15 protein-coding genes are annotated in these 19,567 nt (G+C 37.4%); 11 read left to right on the top strand and 4 right to left on the bottom strand.

The genetic code is table 11. The features are described 5' to 3' along the window. Positions 1-699: 699 nt before the first annotated feature. The 11 genes from OQX64_RS22295 (at position 700) to OQX64_RS22245 (ending at position 13,186) form a co-directional block, all read left to right on the top strand. Positions 700-1,644, top strand: coding sequence for an outer membrane protein assembly factor BamD (locus OQX64_RS22295; RefSeq protein WP_088303310.1), 945 nt, complete (start codon positions 700-702; stop codon positions 1,642-1,644). 7 nt (positions 1,645-1,651) lie between these two features. Beyond that, on the top strand, positions 1,652-1,978 hold the full coding sequence (locus OQX64_RS22290; RefSeq protein ID WP_088303309.1) for a DNA-directed RNA polymerase subunit omega: 327 nt from the start codon (positions 1,652-1,654) through the stop codon (positions 1,976-1,978). Positions 1,979-2,057: 79 nt separating this feature from the next. Continuing rightward, the gene (coaBC, locus tag OQX64_RS22285) at positions 2,058-3,254 is read left to right on the top strand and encodes a bifunctional phosphopantothenoylcysteine decarboxylase/phosphopantothenate--cysteine ligase CoaBC (RefSeq protein WP_265820416.1); all 1,197 of its coding nucleotides are present in this window, start codon (positions 2,058-2,060) and stop codon (positions 3,252-3,254) included. Beyond that, on the top strand, positions 3,254-4,141 hold the full coding sequence (locus OQX64_RS22280; protein WP_322974987.1) for a DUF4835 family protein: 888 nt from the start codon (positions 3,254-3,256) through the stop codon (positions 4,139-4,141). Before coaBC ends, OQX64_RS22280 begins: the two co-directional genes overlap by 1 nt. A 262-nt stretch (positions 4,142-4,403) precedes the next feature. Further along, positions 4,404-4,775, top strand: a complete 372-nt coding sequence (locus OQX64_RS22275; protein ID WP_088303307.1) for a BlaI/MecI/CopY family transcriptional regulator — start codon at positions 4,404-4,406, stop codon at positions 4,773-4,775. Positions 4,776-4,871: 96 nt separating this feature from the next. Further along, positions 4,872-6,800, top strand: coding sequence for a M56 family metallopeptidase (locus OQX64_RS22270; protein ID WP_265820415.1), 1,929 nt, complete (start codon positions 4,872-4,874; stop codon positions 6,798-6,800). 96 nt (positions 6,801-6,896) lie between these two features. Then, complete coding sequence (gene recN, locus OQX64_RS22265) at positions 6,897-8,549, top strand: DNA repair protein RecN (protein ID WP_265820414.1); 1,653 nt, start codon at positions 6,897-6,899, stop codon at positions 8,547-8,549. Positions 8,550-8,600: 51 nt separating this feature from the next. Next, a complete protein-coding gene (locus tag OQX64_RS22260; RefSeq protein WP_265820413.1) occupies positions 8,601-9,836 on the top strand; it encodes a carboxypeptidase-like regulatory domain-containing protein in 1,236 nt (411 codons plus the stop codon). Positions 9,837-9,896: 60 nt separating this feature from the next. Beyond that, a complete protein-coding gene (locus OQX64_RS22255) occupies positions 9,897-11,135 on the top strand; it encodes a carboxypeptidase-like regulatory domain-containing protein (protein WP_088303303.1) in 1,239 nt (412 codons plus the stop codon). Between the two features lie 62 nt (positions 11,136-11,197). After that, positions 11,198-12,265: a PA0069 family radical SAM protein gene (locus OQX64_RS22250; protein ID WP_088303302.1), complete on the top strand. Its 1,068-nt coding sequence runs from the start codon at positions 11,198-11,200 to the stop codon at positions 12,263-12,265. Positions 12,266-12,304: 39 nt separating this feature from the next. After that, positions 12,305-13,186: an ATP-grasp domain-containing protein gene (locus OQX64_RS22245; RefSeq protein WP_265820412.1), complete on the top strand. Its 882-nt coding sequence runs from the start codon at positions 12,305-12,307 to the stop codon at positions 13,184-13,186. Positions 13,187-13,254: 68 nt separating this feature from the next. Here OQX64_RS22245 and OQX64_RS22240 read toward each other — a convergent pair whose 3' ends face one another. The 4 genes from OQX64_RS22240 to OQX64_RS22225 form a co-directional block, all read right to left on the bottom strand. Further along, positions 13,255-13,860, bottom strand: a complete 606-nt coding sequence (locus OQX64_RS22240; protein WP_265820411.1) for a hypothetical protein — start codon at positions 13,858-13,860, stop codon at positions 13,255-13,257. 374 nt (positions 13,861-14,234) lie between these two features. Further along, the gene (locus tag OQX64_RS22235) at positions 14,235-16,787 is read right to left on the bottom strand and encodes an ATP-dependent Clp protease ATP-binding subunit (protein WP_088303299.1); all 2,553 of its coding nucleotides are present in this window, start codon (positions 16,785-16,787) and stop codon (positions 14,235-14,237) included. 762 nt (positions 16,788-17,549) lie between these two features. Further along, positions 17,550-18,410: a PorP/SprF family type IX secretion system membrane protein gene (locus tag OQX64_RS22230; protein WP_265820410.1), complete on the bottom strand. Its 861-nt coding sequence runs from the start codon at positions 18,408-18,410 to the stop codon at positions 17,550-17,552. Positions 18,411-18,423: 13 nt separating this feature from the next. Further along, positions 18,424-19,567: MBG domain-containing protein (locus OQX64_RS22225; protein ID WP_265820409.1), on the bottom strand; the 1,144-nt coding region annotated here is incomplete at its 5' end.

Genomic DNA, 19,567 nt, shown 5'->3' with positions numbered 1-19,567 from the left:
CATTCCCCTAAAAACATAACCCACTGTAAATCATCCATAAAAAATTAAAATAAATAAAACATTTTTAAATCAGGAGTGTTTGCAAGCGCGGTTTTCAGGAAGAAAGACCGGATCAAGTTATATTAAACCATAGAGGTATAGAGAACATAGAGAAGGTAATAGTGATTATTAAAGGAAAGGAAGATTCGATATCCTATTATAAAAGCTAGATGTAAATAAAGGATACTGTAAACAATAATGGCTCATAAGGCTTATCATTAAATAACAACTCCATATACAATTGCTATAATATATATAGCCCCGCTTGCTACATATAGCCGAAATATCCTTATGAACGCTACAAGGCCACTAATAAAATTCGTAGCTGGTTTAAACTTATTTCAGTATAACACAAATCAACGACAATTCTATTATATACAAATAGCAGGAAAATCCTTATTGAGTGAATGATTTGCGACAAATTAAATCGGGAGTTAGTCAGGGGGGCTTGGTCGGGCTTATGACAATCGTACCCGAGCAGAGAGTGACCCAAGCATGAGCTAACTTTGAATTCACGCGGTCTTAAGTATCCGGATGATAATATAGATGACAAACTTTTGTTAAAAATTGTTAACTGTATATATGTACTGAATTGCTTTGCATAGCTTAGCGGCGAATTGTTTTTATTGATGTTATCGTATTATTAATTATCTTTGCAGAATGTTTAAAGTTAAACACTTAATTATTTTAGTATTTGTTGCCGCATTGGGCTTTGCGGGCTGTAAAAGTCGTTTTGAGAAATTGAGGGCTAGCAATGATGTGGCTAAAAAGTATCAGGAGGCGCTTCGCTTATATAATAAAAGAGATTACAGCAAAGCATTGGTACTTTTTGAGGATCTTTCTCAGAAATACCGTGGCCGTGCCGAGGCTGAAGACCTGAACTATTATTACGCCTATACCTTATATAGATTAAGTGATTATACTACTGCAAGATATCAGTTCAAAAGCTTTGCTGAAACCTACCCGGCTAGTAAAAATGCAGAAGAAGCCCGCTATATGGGTGCATATTGCTACTACCTGGAATCACCAAGTTTTTCTTTGGACCAGGAAAACACTTATAAAGCCATTGATGCTTTACAATTATTTATCAATTTATATCCTACAAGCGAAAGAGCTGCAGCAGCCGGAAAATACATCACAGTTTTAAGAGGAAAGTTGGAAGACAAAGCTTTCGAAAATGCTAAAATGTATTTAACAACAGGGCCGAGTAATGTAGATAATTACAGAGCGGCCGTTATTGCTTTGAGAAATGCTCAACGTGATTATCCAGATATTAAATATGCTGAGGAAATGGACTACCTGATGATTAAGGCGCAATATCTATATGCCAAAAACAGTTATGTTATTCGTCAGCAAGACCGCTATAATGAAGCTTTAGCCTTATATACAGAGTTTACCGAAAATCATCCTGATAGTAAATTTATAAAAGATGCTAAACTCGTAAAATCGGATGTAGAAGCGGGAATCGTAGCCACGAAACAAGAGCTTGCCCTATATGCTGCCGATCAGGAAAAATACAAGCAGATGCTGATCAGAACGGGTAAAGTTAAAGATACCCTTTCTACAAAACCAACTAACGCAGATAATACAGATATTAAAAAATAAGTCATACATGAATACTAACAAACCCGCTGTACCAAATACTACAGTTACCAGAAACGTACACGATCTAGATAAAACTACTGATAATTTATACGAATCTTTAGTAGTGATTGCAAAAAGAGCCAATCAGATCTCAAACAACGTTAAAGAAGAGTTACATGGTAAACTAGCAGAATTTGCATCAAGCAATGATAACCTGGAAGAGATATTTGAAAATCGTGAGCAAATTGAAATCAGCAAGCACTATGAGCGCATGCCTAAACCGGTTTTGGTTGCAATAGATGAATTTTTAAACAATAAAATTTATCACAGAAATCCTGCTAAAGAACAAAAGTAATAGTGGTATAGTGCATGGAGTTTTAAGCAAAGCGTTTTGTGCACACGCCCTCTGCCCTATGCTTTAAATTCTTTGCTCAATGCTTAAAAATAAAAATATAATCCTTGGCGTTTGCGGTAGTATCGCTGCTTACAAGTCGGCATTCCTGGTCCGGCTTTTGGTAAAAGCTGGCGCAAACGTTAAGGTTATTCTGACTCCTGATGGCGCTAATTTCGTTACGCCACTTACCCTTGCCACACTTTCTAAAAATCCGGTTTATACCCAGTACTTTGATGAGGAAACGGGTGTTTGGAGCAATCATGTTGAATTAGGCCTCTGGGCTGATTTAATTCTCATTGCACCCATTAGTGCAAATACGCTGGCCAAACTGGCTACCGGCATTTGCGATAACCTGCTTACTGCTGTATATCTGTCTGCTAAATGTCCTGTTTATGTTGCCCCTGCAATGGATTTAGACATGTGGAAGCACGAAACAACGCAAACCAATATTCATCAAATCCAAAGTTTTGGTAACCTCATCATTGAACCAGGTGATGGAGAACTGGCGAGCGGGCTCTATGGTGCAGGCAGAATGGCTGAACCTGAAGAAATTATTTCATTCCTGGATCATGCTATTAAACATTCTATGCCTTTATATGGCAAAAAAGTAATGGTAACCGCAGGTCCTACCTATGAAGCTATTGATCCGGTTCGTTTTATCGGAAACCATTCCTCCGGTAAAATGGGCTTCGCATTGGCAGATGAACTGGCAAGACTCGGTGCATCGGTTACTTTAATCGCGGGACCAACAGCGCAGAAGGAAAATCAAATCTTAACCAGAATTGATATCTTAAGCGCACAGGAGATGCTAAATGCCTGTACTTCCATATTTTCAGAAATGGATATTACCATCATGTGTGCCGCAGTTGCCGACTACCGTCCAAAAGTGATCGCCAATCAGAAAATTAAAAAACAAGCAGATAGCCTGGTTTTGGAATTAGAAAAAACCGTTGATATTTTAGCAACCTTAGGGAAAAGCAAAAAGGCAAATCAGATTTTAGTTGGTTTTGCTTTGGAAACTCATGATGAAGAAAATTATGCCAAAGGAAAACTAGCGCAGAAAAACCTTGACATGGTGGTGTTAAATTCGCTTAATGATAAAGGTGCAGGATTTAAATCTGATACGAATAAAATTACTATTTTTAATAAAGCATTGGAACGTACTGTTTTTGAGATGAAATCCAAGACAGCAGTTGCCAAGGATATTTGCACCGCTATTTTAAAAATCTTAAAATAATGAAAAGGATTCTCTGGATATTGTTATTGGCAGGCTTTGGTAAACTACAGGCTCAGGAATTAAATGCCAGGGTAACCATTTTGGCACCACAGGTTTCCAACATTAGCAAACCTACGGTAGATGCACTTCAGCGAACCATACGCGATTTTTTAAATAACAATAAATTCAGTTCGGAGAGTTATAAACCAACAGAACGGATCGACTGCAGCTTTGTGATCACCATTAACTCCTGGGATGGCGGATCGGGCTATACTGCTGAAGCACAAATCCAAAGTAGCAGGCCGGTTTTTAATAGCTCATATAACAGTACGCTGCTGAACATGAGCGATAAAAATTTCGACTTTAGTTACAATGATGGTGCTACCATCGATTTTTCAGATCAAAATTATATCTCTAATATAAGTGCCCTGCTATCCTATTATGCCTATACTATTATAGGTTTAGATAAGGATAGTTTTGCTAAAATGGGTGGAACCACCTATTACAAGAAAGCCCAGAATATCATTAACCTGGCGCAGGCCTCCGGTAATGCCGGCTGGAAAGCTGCCGATGGGTTAAGAAACCGCTTCTGGTTTAATGAAAATGTGCTTAACCCTGTTTTCAGTGAGCTTCGTGCTTTTATTTACAGCTATCACCTGAATGGTCTGGATCAGTTAACCGATAATGATAAAGGCATCACCCAAATTGTTGCGGCGCTTCCAGCCCTACAACAAATGGATAAACAAAAGCTGGGTTCCATTTTTCCCAATGTATACTTTGCATCAAAAGCAGAAGAAGTAACCAATGTATTGTCCAAATTAAATATGCAGGAGCGTTTAAAAGCCTACAACATGCTGGCAGAAATAGATCCTGCAAATATCGGCAAGTACGAAGGATTAAAGAAATAATTCTTTGAATGAGTAAGCTACGGAATTGGTAAGTAGATCCCTACTGAACAAATATTCCATCGCCTTATGTCCTGATTAACCGGTTACATACGAATACTTTTACATCAATGCACATTTCTATCTAATGGCTTTCTGCTTATATACTTCTCCTTTCAGATAAACAATTTGGCAATTAACCAATTTAACAATTAAAAAAATATTTGCATTATACGAATATCTTCGTACATTTGAATACGAAATAATTCGTATACCATTGTAACATATGAGCATTCATAATATCAAACCTACCGAAGGTGAAATGGAAATCCTTCAGGTACTATGGCAAAACGGTCGGGCAACAGTAAGAGAAGTGCATGAAGCATTAAATAAAAAGGATTCCGGCTATACCACTACACTGAAGCTGATGCAGATCATGCATGAAAAAGGACTGGTAGAAAGAGATACCAACCAGAAAACCCACATTTATAAAGCACTGGTTAACCAGGATAAAACAGAAAAACAATTGGTAAATAAAATGATCGACAATGTTTTTAATGGTTCAGCCGCACGCCTGGTCATGCAGGCTTTGGGTAATCATAAAACAAGTGCCGACGAAATTGATGAGATTAAAAAATACCTGGATAGCCTGAAGTAAGCATTAGTCATTAGTCATTAGTCATTAGTCATTAGTCATTAGTGAAAACAATTAGGTTATAGTAAAGATCATTATTCGTTCAAATAAACCATTGATATGGAAACTTTAATACCACAATTTATCAAAGCAATGGGCTGGAGTATATTAAACTCACTCTGGCAAAGTGCCATTATTTATGGCATTTTATTCATCGTGATGCTGACACTACCAAAACTGGCATCTAAACACAGGCACAATCTGGCTTTTGCGGCTATAATTTTGATGTTTTTTGCGTTTAGCTATAATATGGGTGAACAACTGATGCTGAATAAAACAACAAATCTGGCAATGGCTCAGCCTCAACAGTTGCAGTTTGATCAATATCTGAAAAACCTTCCGCAAACTTTCAGCAGTAAGGCAGAGCAGTATTTCCCCGTTGTAGTGGTCTTTTATATCATTGGGATCCTTTTACAGCTATTTGTTATTGCTAAAGGCTATTATCAGCTTTCAAAACTAAAAAAGGAATGCTTAAGCGCCATTCCTGAAGATTGGAAGCTGATATTTCAGCGTGTAAAATCTGCTATGGGCATTAAAAAAGATATCCGCTTTGATTTATCATCAATAGTAAATGTCCCGCTGGTGATCGGCTATTTGAAGCCAGTAGTATTATTCCCGATTGCACTGGTAAACCAACTGGATCATGATCAGGTAGAAGCGATCTTAATTCATGAACTCTCGCATATCAGGAGAAATGATTTTTTACTCAACCTGATTAAAACAGCTATTGAAACACTCCTTTTTTATAACCCTTTTGTATGGATGGCCGGAAGATTTATTCATATTGAACGCGAACACGCCTGCGATGATTTGGTAGTGAAGATCACTGGTAAACCCTTAAATTATGCTCATGCCCTACTTAAACTTGAATTACTGAAAGATAATAAAAGCCCGGCTTATGCTTTAGCAGCCACCGGCAAAACACAGAATTTGTATCAACGCATTAAAAGAATCACCAACATGAAAACAAATTATTTGAATGCTAAACAGCAAATGGCAGCTTTAACACTGGGCGTTGCCTGCCTGTTCTCCATCGCATGGATTAATCCGAGCGAAAAAAAGAAAGAAATTAACAAAGCACTAAAAACGCAAATGGCTAGCCTAAATAAGGCTATAGAAAGCATTACAATGCCTCAGGATACTACCAAAAAGCGTAAAATAAAAATTGTAACTGTTGATGCAAACGGAAAAAGAACTGAATATAATTCAATAAAAGAGGTACCTGATAGTCTGAAAAAAAGCATCTATGCCGATGAATTTGCAGGAGTTAGAAATTTAATCAGCTTAAACAGAGATAGCACATTTACTTACGGAGATTCTACTTTTAAAGCGAAATTATATAAAGAATTTCAATCCCCTGAAGCACAGAAAAAGTGGAGAAAATTTGGAGATGATATCGCCCGTGAATACAATTCTCCACAGGCAAAAGCTAAATGGAAAAAGATGGGTGATGATATGCAAAAGAAAATGAATTCTCCTGAAGAACAGGCAAAATGGAGAAAATTTGCAGAAGATGTACGCAAAGAATATGGATCGCCTGAGGCGCAGGCAAAGTGGAAAAAAATGGGAGAAGAAATGTCCCTTAAAATGAACTCTCCGGAGGAGCAGGCAAAGTGGAAAAAATTTGGTGAAGATATTGCAAAGGAATATGGATCACCTGAAGCACAAGAAAAGTGGCGAAAAATGGGAGAAGATATGGCAGCTAAAATGAATACCAGTGTATTCAGGATGGAGACTGATCTGGACCAGACAAAATATCCGGATGCCAAAAGATTCTCCAAATTACCAGGCATCAATGCTGATTCATTAACCAAAGGCCGGAGCATGATAATTACAAATGGTTCCGTATATTATTTAGATGATCAAACCAATAATAAAGTAAAACAGACTGAAGAATATAAAAAGTTGAAAGAAAAATTTGATAGAGAGGTTAAGGAATTGAAAGCGAAAATAGAAAAGGAAAAAACAGAAAAATCTAAAACCAACTAACCAAACAAACAATGGCAAAACAGCGAAGAATAATCTTCGCTGTTTTTGTTTGGAATGGCTTGCTTGAAATAACTTTTTAGTATTTTCGCTGTAGTTATGCTACAAAAAATTTCTATACGTAATTACGCATTAATTGATAGTCTTGATATTGAATTTGATAAAGGCTTAAATATTATCACAGGAGAAACCGGTGCCGGAAAATCCATTATACTCGGCGCACTTTCACTTATTCTGGGTCAAAGGGCTGAAAGTAAATATTTCTTTAGCCAGGATAAAAAATGTGTTATAGAAGGAAATTTTCTCCTGGCTGATCAAAAATTGCTTGAAGTTTTCGAAGAAAATGATCTTGATTTTGCAAATGAAACCATCCTTCGCCGGGAGATATCCATCGATGGAAAAACCAGGTCGTTTATTAATGACACGCCAGTTAACCTTTCTATATTAAAACAAATCGGCGAAAGGCTGATTGATATTCATTCTCAGCATGCGACACAAGAGATCAATAATGCAGACTTTCAATTGTTGATTGTTGATGCACTAGCCAACCATCAAACGGTGTTATTTGAGTACCGCACCGGATTTAAACGACTAAAACAGGAAAATAATCGGTTACAAAAACTGATCAGTGACGCCACTGAAGCCAGAAGCAGGCAAGATTACGAACAATTTTTATTTAATGAACTGGAGCAGGCCGGCATTAAAGAGGGAGAACAGGAAGAACTGGAACTGGAGCTGGAGCGTTTAACGCACGCAGAGACTATTAAAAGGGCTTTACTCACTTCAGCAGGATTATTGAATGAAGTTGAACCCTCAGGATTGCAAATGCTGAAAGAAGCATCACTACAATTACAGGCCATTGAAAAATTTGATCCGGCCATTAATGTACTTTTTGAACGCTTACGCTCATCCATTATTGAAGTTAAAGATATTGCGCAGGAGCTTTCCAGCATAGAGGAAAATACCTTACATAGTGCAGATCGCCTGGAAATTGTTCAGCAGCGGTTAGACCTGTTTTATGCTTTACAGCAGAAACACAGGGTAGCTGGTAATACGGAATTGTTGGAAATACAAGCACGGCTGGAAATAAACCTTAACCAGCTGCTTTCTTCAGATGAAAACATTGAAAGCTTACAAAAAGAGATCGACGCCTTAAAAAAGGAATTACAAAAGCTGGCTGAACAGCTTGGTACCAACCGTAAAAAGGCCATTAAAGTGGTAGAACAGGAAACCAGTAATACACTAAGAAAAGTGGGTATGCCGAATGCAAAATTGGTACTGGATCAAAATAAACTGACTGAATTAAATAAGGATGGCCTGGATGAAATTCATTTATTGTTTAGTGCCAATGCCGGACAAGCACCTGCTCCTGTTAATAAAGTAGCATCAGGCGGTGAGCTTTCGCGCCTCATGCTCGCCATAAAAACTTTACTGGCCAAACACACTTCCTTACCAACCATCATTTTTGATGAGATTGATACCGGGATTTCGGGTGAAACAGCTTTAAAGGTTGGCGAAGTGATATCGGTTCTAGGTGAAAACATGCAGGTGATTTCCATCACCCATTTACCTCAAATTGCGGCAAAAGGCCACTCTCATTATTTTGTTTATAAAAATGATGAGAAAGGAAAAACCACTACCGGAATCAGAAAATTAAAACAAGACGAAAGGATTGGTATTATTGCTGAAATGTTAAGCGGTAAAAATCCGGGATCTTCTGCCATCGAAAATGCAAAAGAATTGTTAGCCTGATAAAATAATAATGGCATTTGCAATTTTAAAACTAAAATATTAGTTTTAAAGATGAAATGGTTTTGCGTTTTCTTTTTTCTACATATTTTTATTTTTACCTGCACTGCTCAGCAGTTTAATTTAACCGGTATGGTTAAAGACCGGCATGGTGAAGCACTGCCGGGAGCTGGCATTTATGTGAGTGGTTATAAGATGGCCACCGTTTCCAATCCGGAAGGGAAGTTTACAATGCGTTTAAATCCCGGAAATTATGATATCCTGGTGCAACTGATTGGTTATAAATCACTGCGTAAAAATGTAATCATCGCAGATCAATCCATTAATACCACTTTCACTTTGGAAGAAAGCGTAACGCAACTCGCTGAAGTAACCATTAAACCTGATCCAAACCGTGAACATTACCTCAACATATTTAAAGATTTTTTTATTGGAACCACACCAAATGCCAAAAAATGTAAGCTTATTAATCCCAATGTATTAATGATTGATTATGAAAAAGAACATTCCAGATTAACCGTAAAAACCAATCAGTTTCTGATCATAGAGAATAAAGCACTGGGTTATCAGATTAAATACCTGCTCAACCTGTTTCAGTTTGACTATAAATCCAATATCATTTATTATGAGGGTTTTCCATATTATGATGATTTAAAAGGCTCTTCGCGACAGAAAAGAAATTGGGAAAAGAAACGCTTAATCGCCTACAGGGGTTCGCCACAACACTTTTTTAAATCCCTTTACCAAAAGAAAGCGGCTATTGAAGGCTTCACGATTAATAAATTAATATTAAGGTCCAATCCTGAGAAACCATCCGACAGTATGATCCAGGCAAATATCAGGCGACTATCTAAAAAAAGCATCCATTCAGGTACCATTGATCTCAATAAAGATGATTCATTGAATTATTGGATAAGAAAGAAAAATCTGCCAGCTGAAATTGCAATACTAAACAGAGCTGCAGTAGTGGAAGATACGTTGGTTAAAAAGGTAAATGCCAATATCAGAAAAATTAACTTTACAGATAAGCTATTTATATCTTATACCAGGGAAAAGGAGGATCTCTCATTTAGCAATGCTATTGGCATGTCTTTATCCAGGCCACCCGATATGAAAAATCATCAGGCATCATCCATCACTTTACAGGTAAGTCCGGTTTATTTTTATGAAAATGGCGGAATCTACAATCCCAGAAGTATGCTGTTTTCTGGATACTGGGCATGGGAAAAAATTGCAGACAGTGTACCAATGGATTACATGCCCTTAAATGGAGATAATAGCACGCGTTAAATTTGTTAAAATCATTCACTTGCAATCAGAATATTATTGCTTTTGGTTACATTCGCACTTATGATTAAAAGCCTTTTGGCATCGCTGGTTTTCATCATCATAGGTACTCATGTCATTGCTCAGAATACATTTACCATTAGCGGGACCGTGAGAGACAATAAAGACGGATTGCCTGGTGCAAGTATTTATTTGAGTGGCTACAAAATTGCTACCGTTGCGGATAATGATGGGAAATTTAAACTTTCAAACTTAAAGCCTGGAAGTTATGATTTACTTGTACAAATTGTAGGTTACCTCCCCTACTCAAAAAGTGTAATTGTTTCCGATAAATCAGTTGTGGTTGATCTCGTGTTAAAGGAAAATGTGGCGCAGCTGGATGAAGTTGTAGTTCGCGCTGATCCTAACCGGCAAAAATACATTAACCAGTTCAAGGAATTTTTTATCGGCAAAACGCCTAACGCGCTGCAATGCAAAATACTAAATCCTCAGGTCTTAAATGTAGATTTCGATATTACCAAAAGTACATTAACCGTCTCCACAACCGAATTTCTGGTGGTGGAGAATAAAGCGTTAGGCTACCGGTTAAAATACATGCTTGACCATTTTGAATACAACTCCAGAACACGCATTATTTACTATTCCGGCCACCCATTTTTTGAAGAGTTAAAAGCCTCGGCAGCAAAGAAGAAGAAATATATTGCCGCCAGAGAAATTGCTTATTACGGATCATCACAGCATTTTTTCAGGTCGCTCTATGCGAATAAAACCAGGGAAGAGGGTTTTATCATTAATAAAATGATTAAAATACCTAATCCGAACCGTTATCCTGAATATGTAATTAATACCAACCTGGAAAAAATAAAAACACTTCCCGAAAAAACCGGGATCAGAAAAACAGCAGGTAAAATAGATACGGCTTTACTTTCTTTCTGGACCAAACAAAAAGAAATGCCCAAAACAATCGATAAATTTTCAAGGGCTGAAGTACTTACTGACACTTTAGTACATCCTTTTAATGAAAACCTGAAATACATCAGCTATACAGATGCCTTACTGATCCAGTACACGAAAGAAAAGGAATCATTGGCTTATTCTAAAACCGGTTTTTGGATTTTCAGACCTCTTGATGTACCTGAAAATGAAATTTCAGTGGCCAACCTAATGAGTGAAGGCGTACGTTTTTATGAAAATGGAGGCATTTACGACTCCCGCTCGCTACTTTATGAAGGTTATTGGGCCTATGAAAAAGTCGCTGACATGGTGCCAATGGATTATATTCCCCTTCCTAAAAAAGAATAATAAAAATTAACATCTTTTCAACATCGAGCTTAATTACTAAAAATATTAGTAATTTTATACTTATGTCTGACGAGGAAGAAAAACAATATTTCAGGGGGCGGGGTGCCCAGCTTAATCCACATAACAAATTTTTAAAAGATGTTTATGTGAAGGAACATGATGAAGGAATTGATGATTGGGAAGAAACCGATCGTAAAACTACCTTCGTTTTTGAAAATTCTAAAACCATTGTGAACAAAGTAGATAGTCCGGATGTTGGGATGGCCTATTCACTAAACCCCTACCAGGGCTGTGAGCATGGCTGTACCTATTGCTATGCCCGTAATTCTCATCAATACTGGGGTTACAGTGCCGGACTGGACTTTGAGCGGAAAATTATTGTTAAAAAAGATGCGCCCACCCTCTTTAAAAAATTTTTAGAAAAGAAAGGATGGGATGCCGCTACCATATCCTTATCTGGAAATACAGATTGCTATCAACCTGCCGAACGCAAATTTAAACTCACCAGGCAATTGCTGGAAATCGCACTGGAATATAAGCAACCCATTGGTATGATCACTAAAAATGCATTGATTTTAAGGGATCTGGATATTTTGCAGGAAATGGCCAGACAAAATTTGTGCATGGTTTATGTTTCGATTAATAGCCTCAATGAAACTTTACGCCAGCTAATGGAACCCAGAACCACTACGGCAAAGCAGCGTTTAAAAGTGGTTGATCAGCTCAGCAAAGCCGGAATACCTGTAGGTGTTATGGTTGCTCCACTTGTTCCGGGATTAAGCGATCATGAGATTCCAAAAATATTAAAATCTGTTGCAGACGCAGGTGCAGTTAAAGCGGGTTATACAATTGTACGATTAAACGGAGCCATTGGGCAAATATTTGAAGATTGGCTGCATAAAAATTTTCCTGACCGCTTTGATAAAGTCTGGCACATGATACAAAGTTGCCACGGTGGTAATGTAAATGACAGCAGATTTGGTGATCGGATGCGGGGAGAGGGAAACATTGCAAAAATGATCAAAGACAATTTCAAGTTACATTGCAGGCTAAACGGTCTCAATACAAACGAAATTATTCTTGATCATTCTTTATTTAAAGTACCCAGTGATCAGATGTCTTTATTTTAATTTTTTTGGTCGTGTAAGGATATAAATTTAGTTTTGAAAATGAATATAGCATTAGTAACCTATCAGGATAAAGGGGCATATGATAGTCAAACCGTTGAAAGTGAAGATGACCGTCTTTTAACCTTTCTAAAAGCGAAGAGGTTAAATATAGAGCTGGTAATCTGGAATGATCCGGAAGTAAACTGGGAAAACTATCAATTGGCAATACTTAAATCGCCCTGGGATTATTTTGATTTAGTTGATGATTTTCATACCTGGCTCAACCATCTGGAAGATAAGAAGGTCAGATTGCTTAACCCCATTGACATTGTGCGGTGGAATATGGATAAAACATACCTAAAAGAAATAGAAGAAGTAGGATTGAGCACTACCCCTGGTATTTACTTAGATAAAAATACAGTGTTGAAACTGGCGGATTTTTTCCAGATTTTTAAAACAAAGAAGTTGATTGTAAAGCCCTGCATAAGTGGTGGTGCAAAAAACACATTCAAGGTTACGGAAGATAATGTTATGGAAATTAATGAAACACTCAACAGATTGATTCAAAACGAAAACTTTATTGTTCAGCCTTTTTTGCAGGAGATTGTTGATAATGGTGAATGGTCATTTATTTTCTTTAACGGCCTGTACAGCCATAGTTTAATCAAAAAAGCTAAAACAGGTGATTTCAGGGTACAGCCATCGCACGGTGGATCGGTTTATCCTCAAAACCCTGACGAGGCCTTAATTGCTATTGCAGCAGCGTATGTAAAACGCTTTGCCAAAAATTGTCTTTATGCCCGGGTTGATGGAACTTTTGTGAGCGGTAAATTTCTGCTGATGGAACTGGAATTGATTGAACCCTTTTTATTCCTAAATACAGATCCTCAAAACTATGAAAGGTATTATCAGGCTTTAAAAGAATTGATGCAGCTTAACTAAAGGAAATGAAAGTTCTAAATTTATCCCTGAATATTGTTAAAATCTACGCTTCAGTTCTTCACTGAAAATTATTTACTTAACTGAGATTTTGTTTCTCTTTCCACAATCTGACAGTAAAATTCCCAGTCGATTTTTGGTTGTTTCCATTTCGCCAGACTCAGTTCAACAGATGCTGTATTTTGATGATCATTAGCCATTTTACTGATCTCTTTAAGGGTATCTTTCAGGTTTTTTAATACAGAGAAAAACTGGCGATCATTGTTAAAGGCCAAAGAAGTATTTTTTTCACCATCCAAATATCCCTGATTTGAACTTTCACTATAAGCATATTGCATTTTATCCAATACCATCAGACGATCATTAATCATATTTAATGCCGCTTTTGATAAAATAAATTCCTCTATCGCAATAATTGCATTGTTTTTTACAACAAAGTTTAAACCCTCTATATTCACCCTGTATAAACCTGGATGATTAAAAATATATTTTGATTGGGGTAGACTTGCAGCTTGAATATGACGCGATTTGATGAGTGTTTTATTAAAATTAATACGGGTATCAGCGAGTTTTTGAATTGAAATGAAGCTATTATTAACTGTTAGGCTAGTTTGTGCCTGAATGTGTGTTGAAATACCTAATAAAGATATGAGCAAAAGAGCGAAAGTGGTTCTCATGACGCAAATATAAAATAAAAATTATATATATCAATGCATTTTGTATGACCAGAAATACACATTGTTTATATATTTTAATTATTTATATTGATATAGATCAACAAACATCATCAATCACCTCTTCACGAATTAAATATATCGGTTATCAGCTCAGAATATAAAAATGAATGACAAGGTAATGCTACAGTATTACTCGCTATTGAAACTAAAATATGATTGACTATATCATTTAATGTTCGGAGAGTTATTTTTTATTCTGGAAAGAAAGCTATAAAATTAAATCAGCAATAACGGACAATTGTATTCATTCCACAAATCGCTGTTTACCTGCACATAAAGCAAAAAAAACTCCCGATTTCCATCGGGAGTTTAAATTATTTATTTGAAGAATCTTCTTCTTTTTTTGGCTCTTCTTTTTTCTTTTCACCTTTCTTATGATTGACTGAAATCAGTTCTGTAGTTTTATCATAATCGATTTCCAGCACATCACCTTCAGATAATTCACCTTTCAGAATTTCTTCTGCAATCGGATCTTCCAGGTATTTCTGAATTGCACGTTTCAATGGACGGGCACCAAAATTACTGTCAAAACCTTTATCGGCTATATAATCCTTTGCATTTTCAGTTAAAGCAATCTCGTATCCTAAAGTATGAACCCTGCCAAATAAAGCTTTTAGTTCAATATCAATAATCCTGAAGATTTCATCTTTACCTAAACTGTTAAACACCACAACATCATCTACACGGTTTAAAAACTCTGGTGCAAAGGCACGTTTTAAAGCACTTTCAATCACCCCACGACTATGAGATTCCGCCTGGTTCGTTTTTGCTGAAGTAGAGAAACCAACACCCTGCCCAAAATCTTTCAACTGACGGGCACCAATGTTTGAGGTCATGATGATGATTGTATTTCTAAAATCAACTTTACGACCTAAGCTATCAGTTAACTGACCTTCATCTAAAACCTGTAAAAGGATATTAAATACATCAGGATGTGCTTTTTCTATCTCATCCAGCAAAATAACGGCATAAGGTTTCCTTCTTACTTTTTCCGTTAACTGTCCACCTTCTTCATAACCTACATATCCCGGAGGCGCACCCACTAAACGTGAGACAGCAAATTTCTCCATATATTCACTCATGTCAATTTGAATCAGTGAATCATCACTATCAAACATAAAACGAGCCAGTTCTTTTGCCAATTCTGTTTTACCAACACCGGTAGGGCCTAAGAAAATGAATGAACCAATTGGTTTCTTCGGATCTTTTAATCCTGCTCTGGTACGCTGGATGGCTTTGGTTAATTTCTTAATCGCATCATCCTGACCGATAATTTTCTCGGCCACTTTATCATACATGTTCAACAGTTTCTGACTATCCGTCTGGCCCACACGCTGAACCGGAATGCCCGTCATCATGGCCACGACCTCTGCTACGTTATCTTCAGAAACTTCATAGCGTTTGGTTTTGGTTTCTGCCTCCCACTCTGCTTTCGCTTTATCTAATTCTTCAATTAAATTTTTCTCCGTATCACGGAGTTTTGCAGCTTCTTCATATTTCTGACTGCGGACAACCTTATTTTTCTCCAGCTTAATATCTTCTATTTTAGCCTCGACATCAATAATGTTCTGCGGTACATGAATGTTCGTCAGGTGTACTCTTGAACCAGCTTCATCTAAAGCATCAATTGCTTTATCAGGCAGAAAACGATCAGAAATGTAACGTGAAGTTAAAGTTACACAAGCCTGGATAGCTTCATCAGTATAAGTTACGCCATGATGCTCCTCGTATTTATCTTTAATCCGGGTTAAAATTTCTACTGTTTCATCTGGTGTAGCCGGTTCAACCATTACCTTCTGGAAACGACGGTCTAAGGCACCATCTTTCTCAATATACTGACGGTACTCGTCTAAAGTAGTAGCACCAATACATTGAATTTCACCCCTGGCCAATGCCGGCTTAAACATATTTGAGGCATCAAGTGAACCTGATGCACCACCGGCACCTACAATGGTATGAATCTCATCAATAAACAGAATCACATCGGTAGATTTCTCCAGCTCATTCATGACGGCTTTCATCCGCTCTTCAAACTGGCCGCGGTATTTTGTACCTGCCACCAAAGAGGCCAAATCTAAAGTAACAACACGCTTGCCAAAAAGCACACGTGAAACTTTCCGCTGAACAATACGTAAAGCTAAACCTTCGGCAATAGCTGATTTACCCACGCCAGGCTCTCCGATTAAAATTGGATTGTTCTTTTTTCTACGGGATAAAATCTGAGATACACGTTCAATTTCTTTTTCGCGACCTACGATTGGATCCAACCGGCCTTCTTCTGCAGCCTTTGTGAGGTCACGACCGAAATTATCAAGAACCGGTGTTTTAGATTTGATGTCTGAAACTTTTTTAGGTGTACTGAAGCTTTCTTCTTCACGATAATCATCATCACCACCTGTTGAGGCGCTGTTTGAAATATCATCCCTGAAGCCATTTTTATTTACTTCAACTTCCTGTTTAAAGACATCATAAGTAACTCCATATTGCAGTAAAATTTGAGAGGCGATATTGTCGTCATCTCTCAAAACCGACAACAATAAATGCTCGGTGCCAATTAAATCGCTTTTAAATATCTTAGCTTCTAAGTAAGTAATTTTTAAAACTTTTTCTGCCTGTTTTGTTAAAGGGATGTTACCTAAATTAACAGTAACGCTCGAAGTACCGCGAACAGCATCTTCAATTGAACGGCGCAATTTACCTGTATCAACTCCTAATGACCTTAAAATTTTGATAGCCATGCCATCGCCTTCGCGGATGAGGCCCAATAATAAATGCTCGGTTCCGATGTAATCATGCCCTAAACGGAGCGCTTCCTCCCTACTAAAAGAGATTACATCTTTAACCTGCGGTGAAAATTTTGCTTCCATAATACCTTTCTTAACAGCTACGTCCCTAAACTATAAAATAATTATAAAAAGAGGGTACTGTTTTTTTTATTTTATCAACAATTGCGCCATGTGGGTAGATAAACAGTGTTTAATACTGCTGAGAACCCAATAATTTGTGTAAGATTACTGTTGCCTTTAACAGGCTTATTCTGATAAGTATCTACGTAATATCTGTTTAAATGGTTTTAAAAGTACTTTCAAATGGAGTACGCTATCAGCATTCAAACTTTGTCGGTTTAGTGTAAGGATTTTTCTGCTGGTATGACCTGACAAATTGTTTCCCTTAACTACTGCAATTTACAAGTTTTGACAGAAAAACAAAGTGATGATGACATCCTTTTAAAAATAATCAGTTACACATGATGATCCGTTTAAAAATCAACTGGATCTGATATTATTACTGTAGATAACCTTAGCCAAATCAAATTTGTTTTGAAAAATAAATTCCATCCTGACTATAAATACTTCTTACCTTCATTTACATAAGTGCTTTTAAATCGGAAAATAAATAAGTTTATAGGGCTAACATTTCAGCGTATTGATTTTACCGACTGTTTTTTAGAATTTATAGACTGCTAAGTTTAGTCACAATTGTTGATACACGAAAAGAATTTGATTTTTAAAAAGCAACTGTACTGACTGAAATAAAAATGGCCACCGCTTATGCTGTGACCATTGTAAATTTAAGTTTATAGTATCAATATGTTAACCCTTGGTAACTAATCGGGTAATTTGGGTGTTTTACCAATTGATACCAAGATTAATCTCGAAACTCCCAGCAGTATAACCACTTAAGGCACCGGTTTGCGTGGTATATGCCGTATTAATGTTGTATTTCTTTTTGTAATGTAATCCAACACCAAAACTTGCAGCCTTGCTGGTGTGGTACATTGCAGTGAATAATACCTGTTGATTGGCAACACCAAATTGTGCACCAACATCAACAATGTCAGCTATATCTGTAAAGGACCGATAGGCAACCTTTGGCTGGAGCAAGTTTTCACCAAGATGAAAGATATACCCGGTAGAGGCATAAATAACCGGCGTGTTAATCAGTTTAAAATTATCTTTTTTGAAATAATTTTTAAGGTTCACCAATGCAAAATCTACATTAAAACTTTGTGAGGTTATCCCGATACCGAAATCACCATCAAAATAAGTTTTATGGTCGCTATTATAAGCTCCAACCTGTGGATCATTTGGATTTCCGATGAGATCCTGCATATCAACCCGTTGATTCATAAACCCTGCAGACAAACCAAAATTCAGTTTAGCCGACTCATTAAGTGGAAGATGATAAGCATAACTTGCCAGGATTCGCGTTTGCCTTTGCAAGCCTGCTTTATCCAGATTCATATTTAATCCCACACCTACTCTTTCCCAGCCATAAGTGGCGCTGAGATTTTGTACGATAGGGGCGCCAGGAATATTATTCCACTGTGAACGGAAGGTGAGATCTGCAGTTGCACCTTCTGCCAGCCCGGCCATGGCCGGGTTAGCAAGATAAGTATTGTTAAAATATTGGTTTAATAATGGACTAGTCTGCGCTTTTACTTTTGAAAAACCGATCAGAGCAGCCATTATCATTATTGTTGTTTTCATCCTTTTCATTTTCTTAACGGTTTCTGATAATCGTGATAAATCCCTTTTGTACTAGTTTATTTGGGCCATAGGTAATGATGTAATAGTAGGTACCTTCAGCAAGGTTATTACCTCCGATGGTTCCGTTCCAGCTGTTATCATACGTTTTTTTACTATACATTTCCCTGCCGTTGCGATCAAATATCCTGACTTCATTATTCGGATACATATCAATGTTCTGCACAATCCAGGTATCATTTATACCATCTCCATCTGGCGTTAAGATATTATTTGCAACCAGTTTATAATCTTCAGTTACCTTAATGGTGATCGACGCTGAACTGTTACAACCAGTGGCATTGGTAACCTGAACGGTATACGTGGTAGTTTGAGCCGGACGAACGGTAAGAGAAGCCATATTCTGTCCACTGATCATCCCACTAGCGCTAAACCAGCTGTAAGTAGTGCCACCGCTGGCCGTTAATACTGCTGTTTCGCCCTTACTGATTTCAGCACCTTTATTGCTCACAATACTTACCGATGGAACAGCATTGATTGTTAATGTACCGTTTACATATACAAAACTATAGTTGTTTGATAAACCACCAGATGGCACAAGTACATAATTACCGGCTGTATTTCTATTGGCTGTAGTGCTGACAACTGGTTTTGTACTCAATGAACTTTCAGTATCTCCTGCTTTAAAACCAGTATAAGTTACGCCAAAGGTTGGGAAACCATCTGACTGACACATTACCGCATTGCTTGCCGTAACAGTGAGTACAGATTTAGTAATGGACAGATTGGCACCAACATAAGTAATATTATAATTACTATTTAATGCGAGTGTTCCCTTGTTAATTGCATACGAACCTACATTTTCGCCTGGCAAACGGGTTAAACTTCCGGAGAAGCTATCGCCGGTTTGAAGTGCCGGAGCAAAGGTATAGGTCAGTGCAGGATCAGCATCACCATAGGTTTTGCTTTTCGCGGCAGCTGTTACCGTCACCGTTTTTGCACCGATCGTTAAATCAGCACCTACATAAGTTAAAGTATAGTTACCATTCAGTGCAAGCGTACCCTGGTTGATCGCATATGTTCCTACGTTTTCGCCAGGTGATCTGTTTAAGGAACCGGTAAAAGTATCGGTACCCACTAAGGCCGGAGCAAAGGTATAG

Source organism: Pedobacter sp. GR22-10 (assembly GCF_026239715.1).
Classification (GTDB): domain Bacteria; phylum Bacteroidota; class Bacteroidia; order Sphingobacteriales; family Sphingobacteriaceae; genus Pedobacter.
Note: the sequence above shows the minus strand (reverse complement) of the source record. Positions and strands in the feature narration are given on the sequence as shown.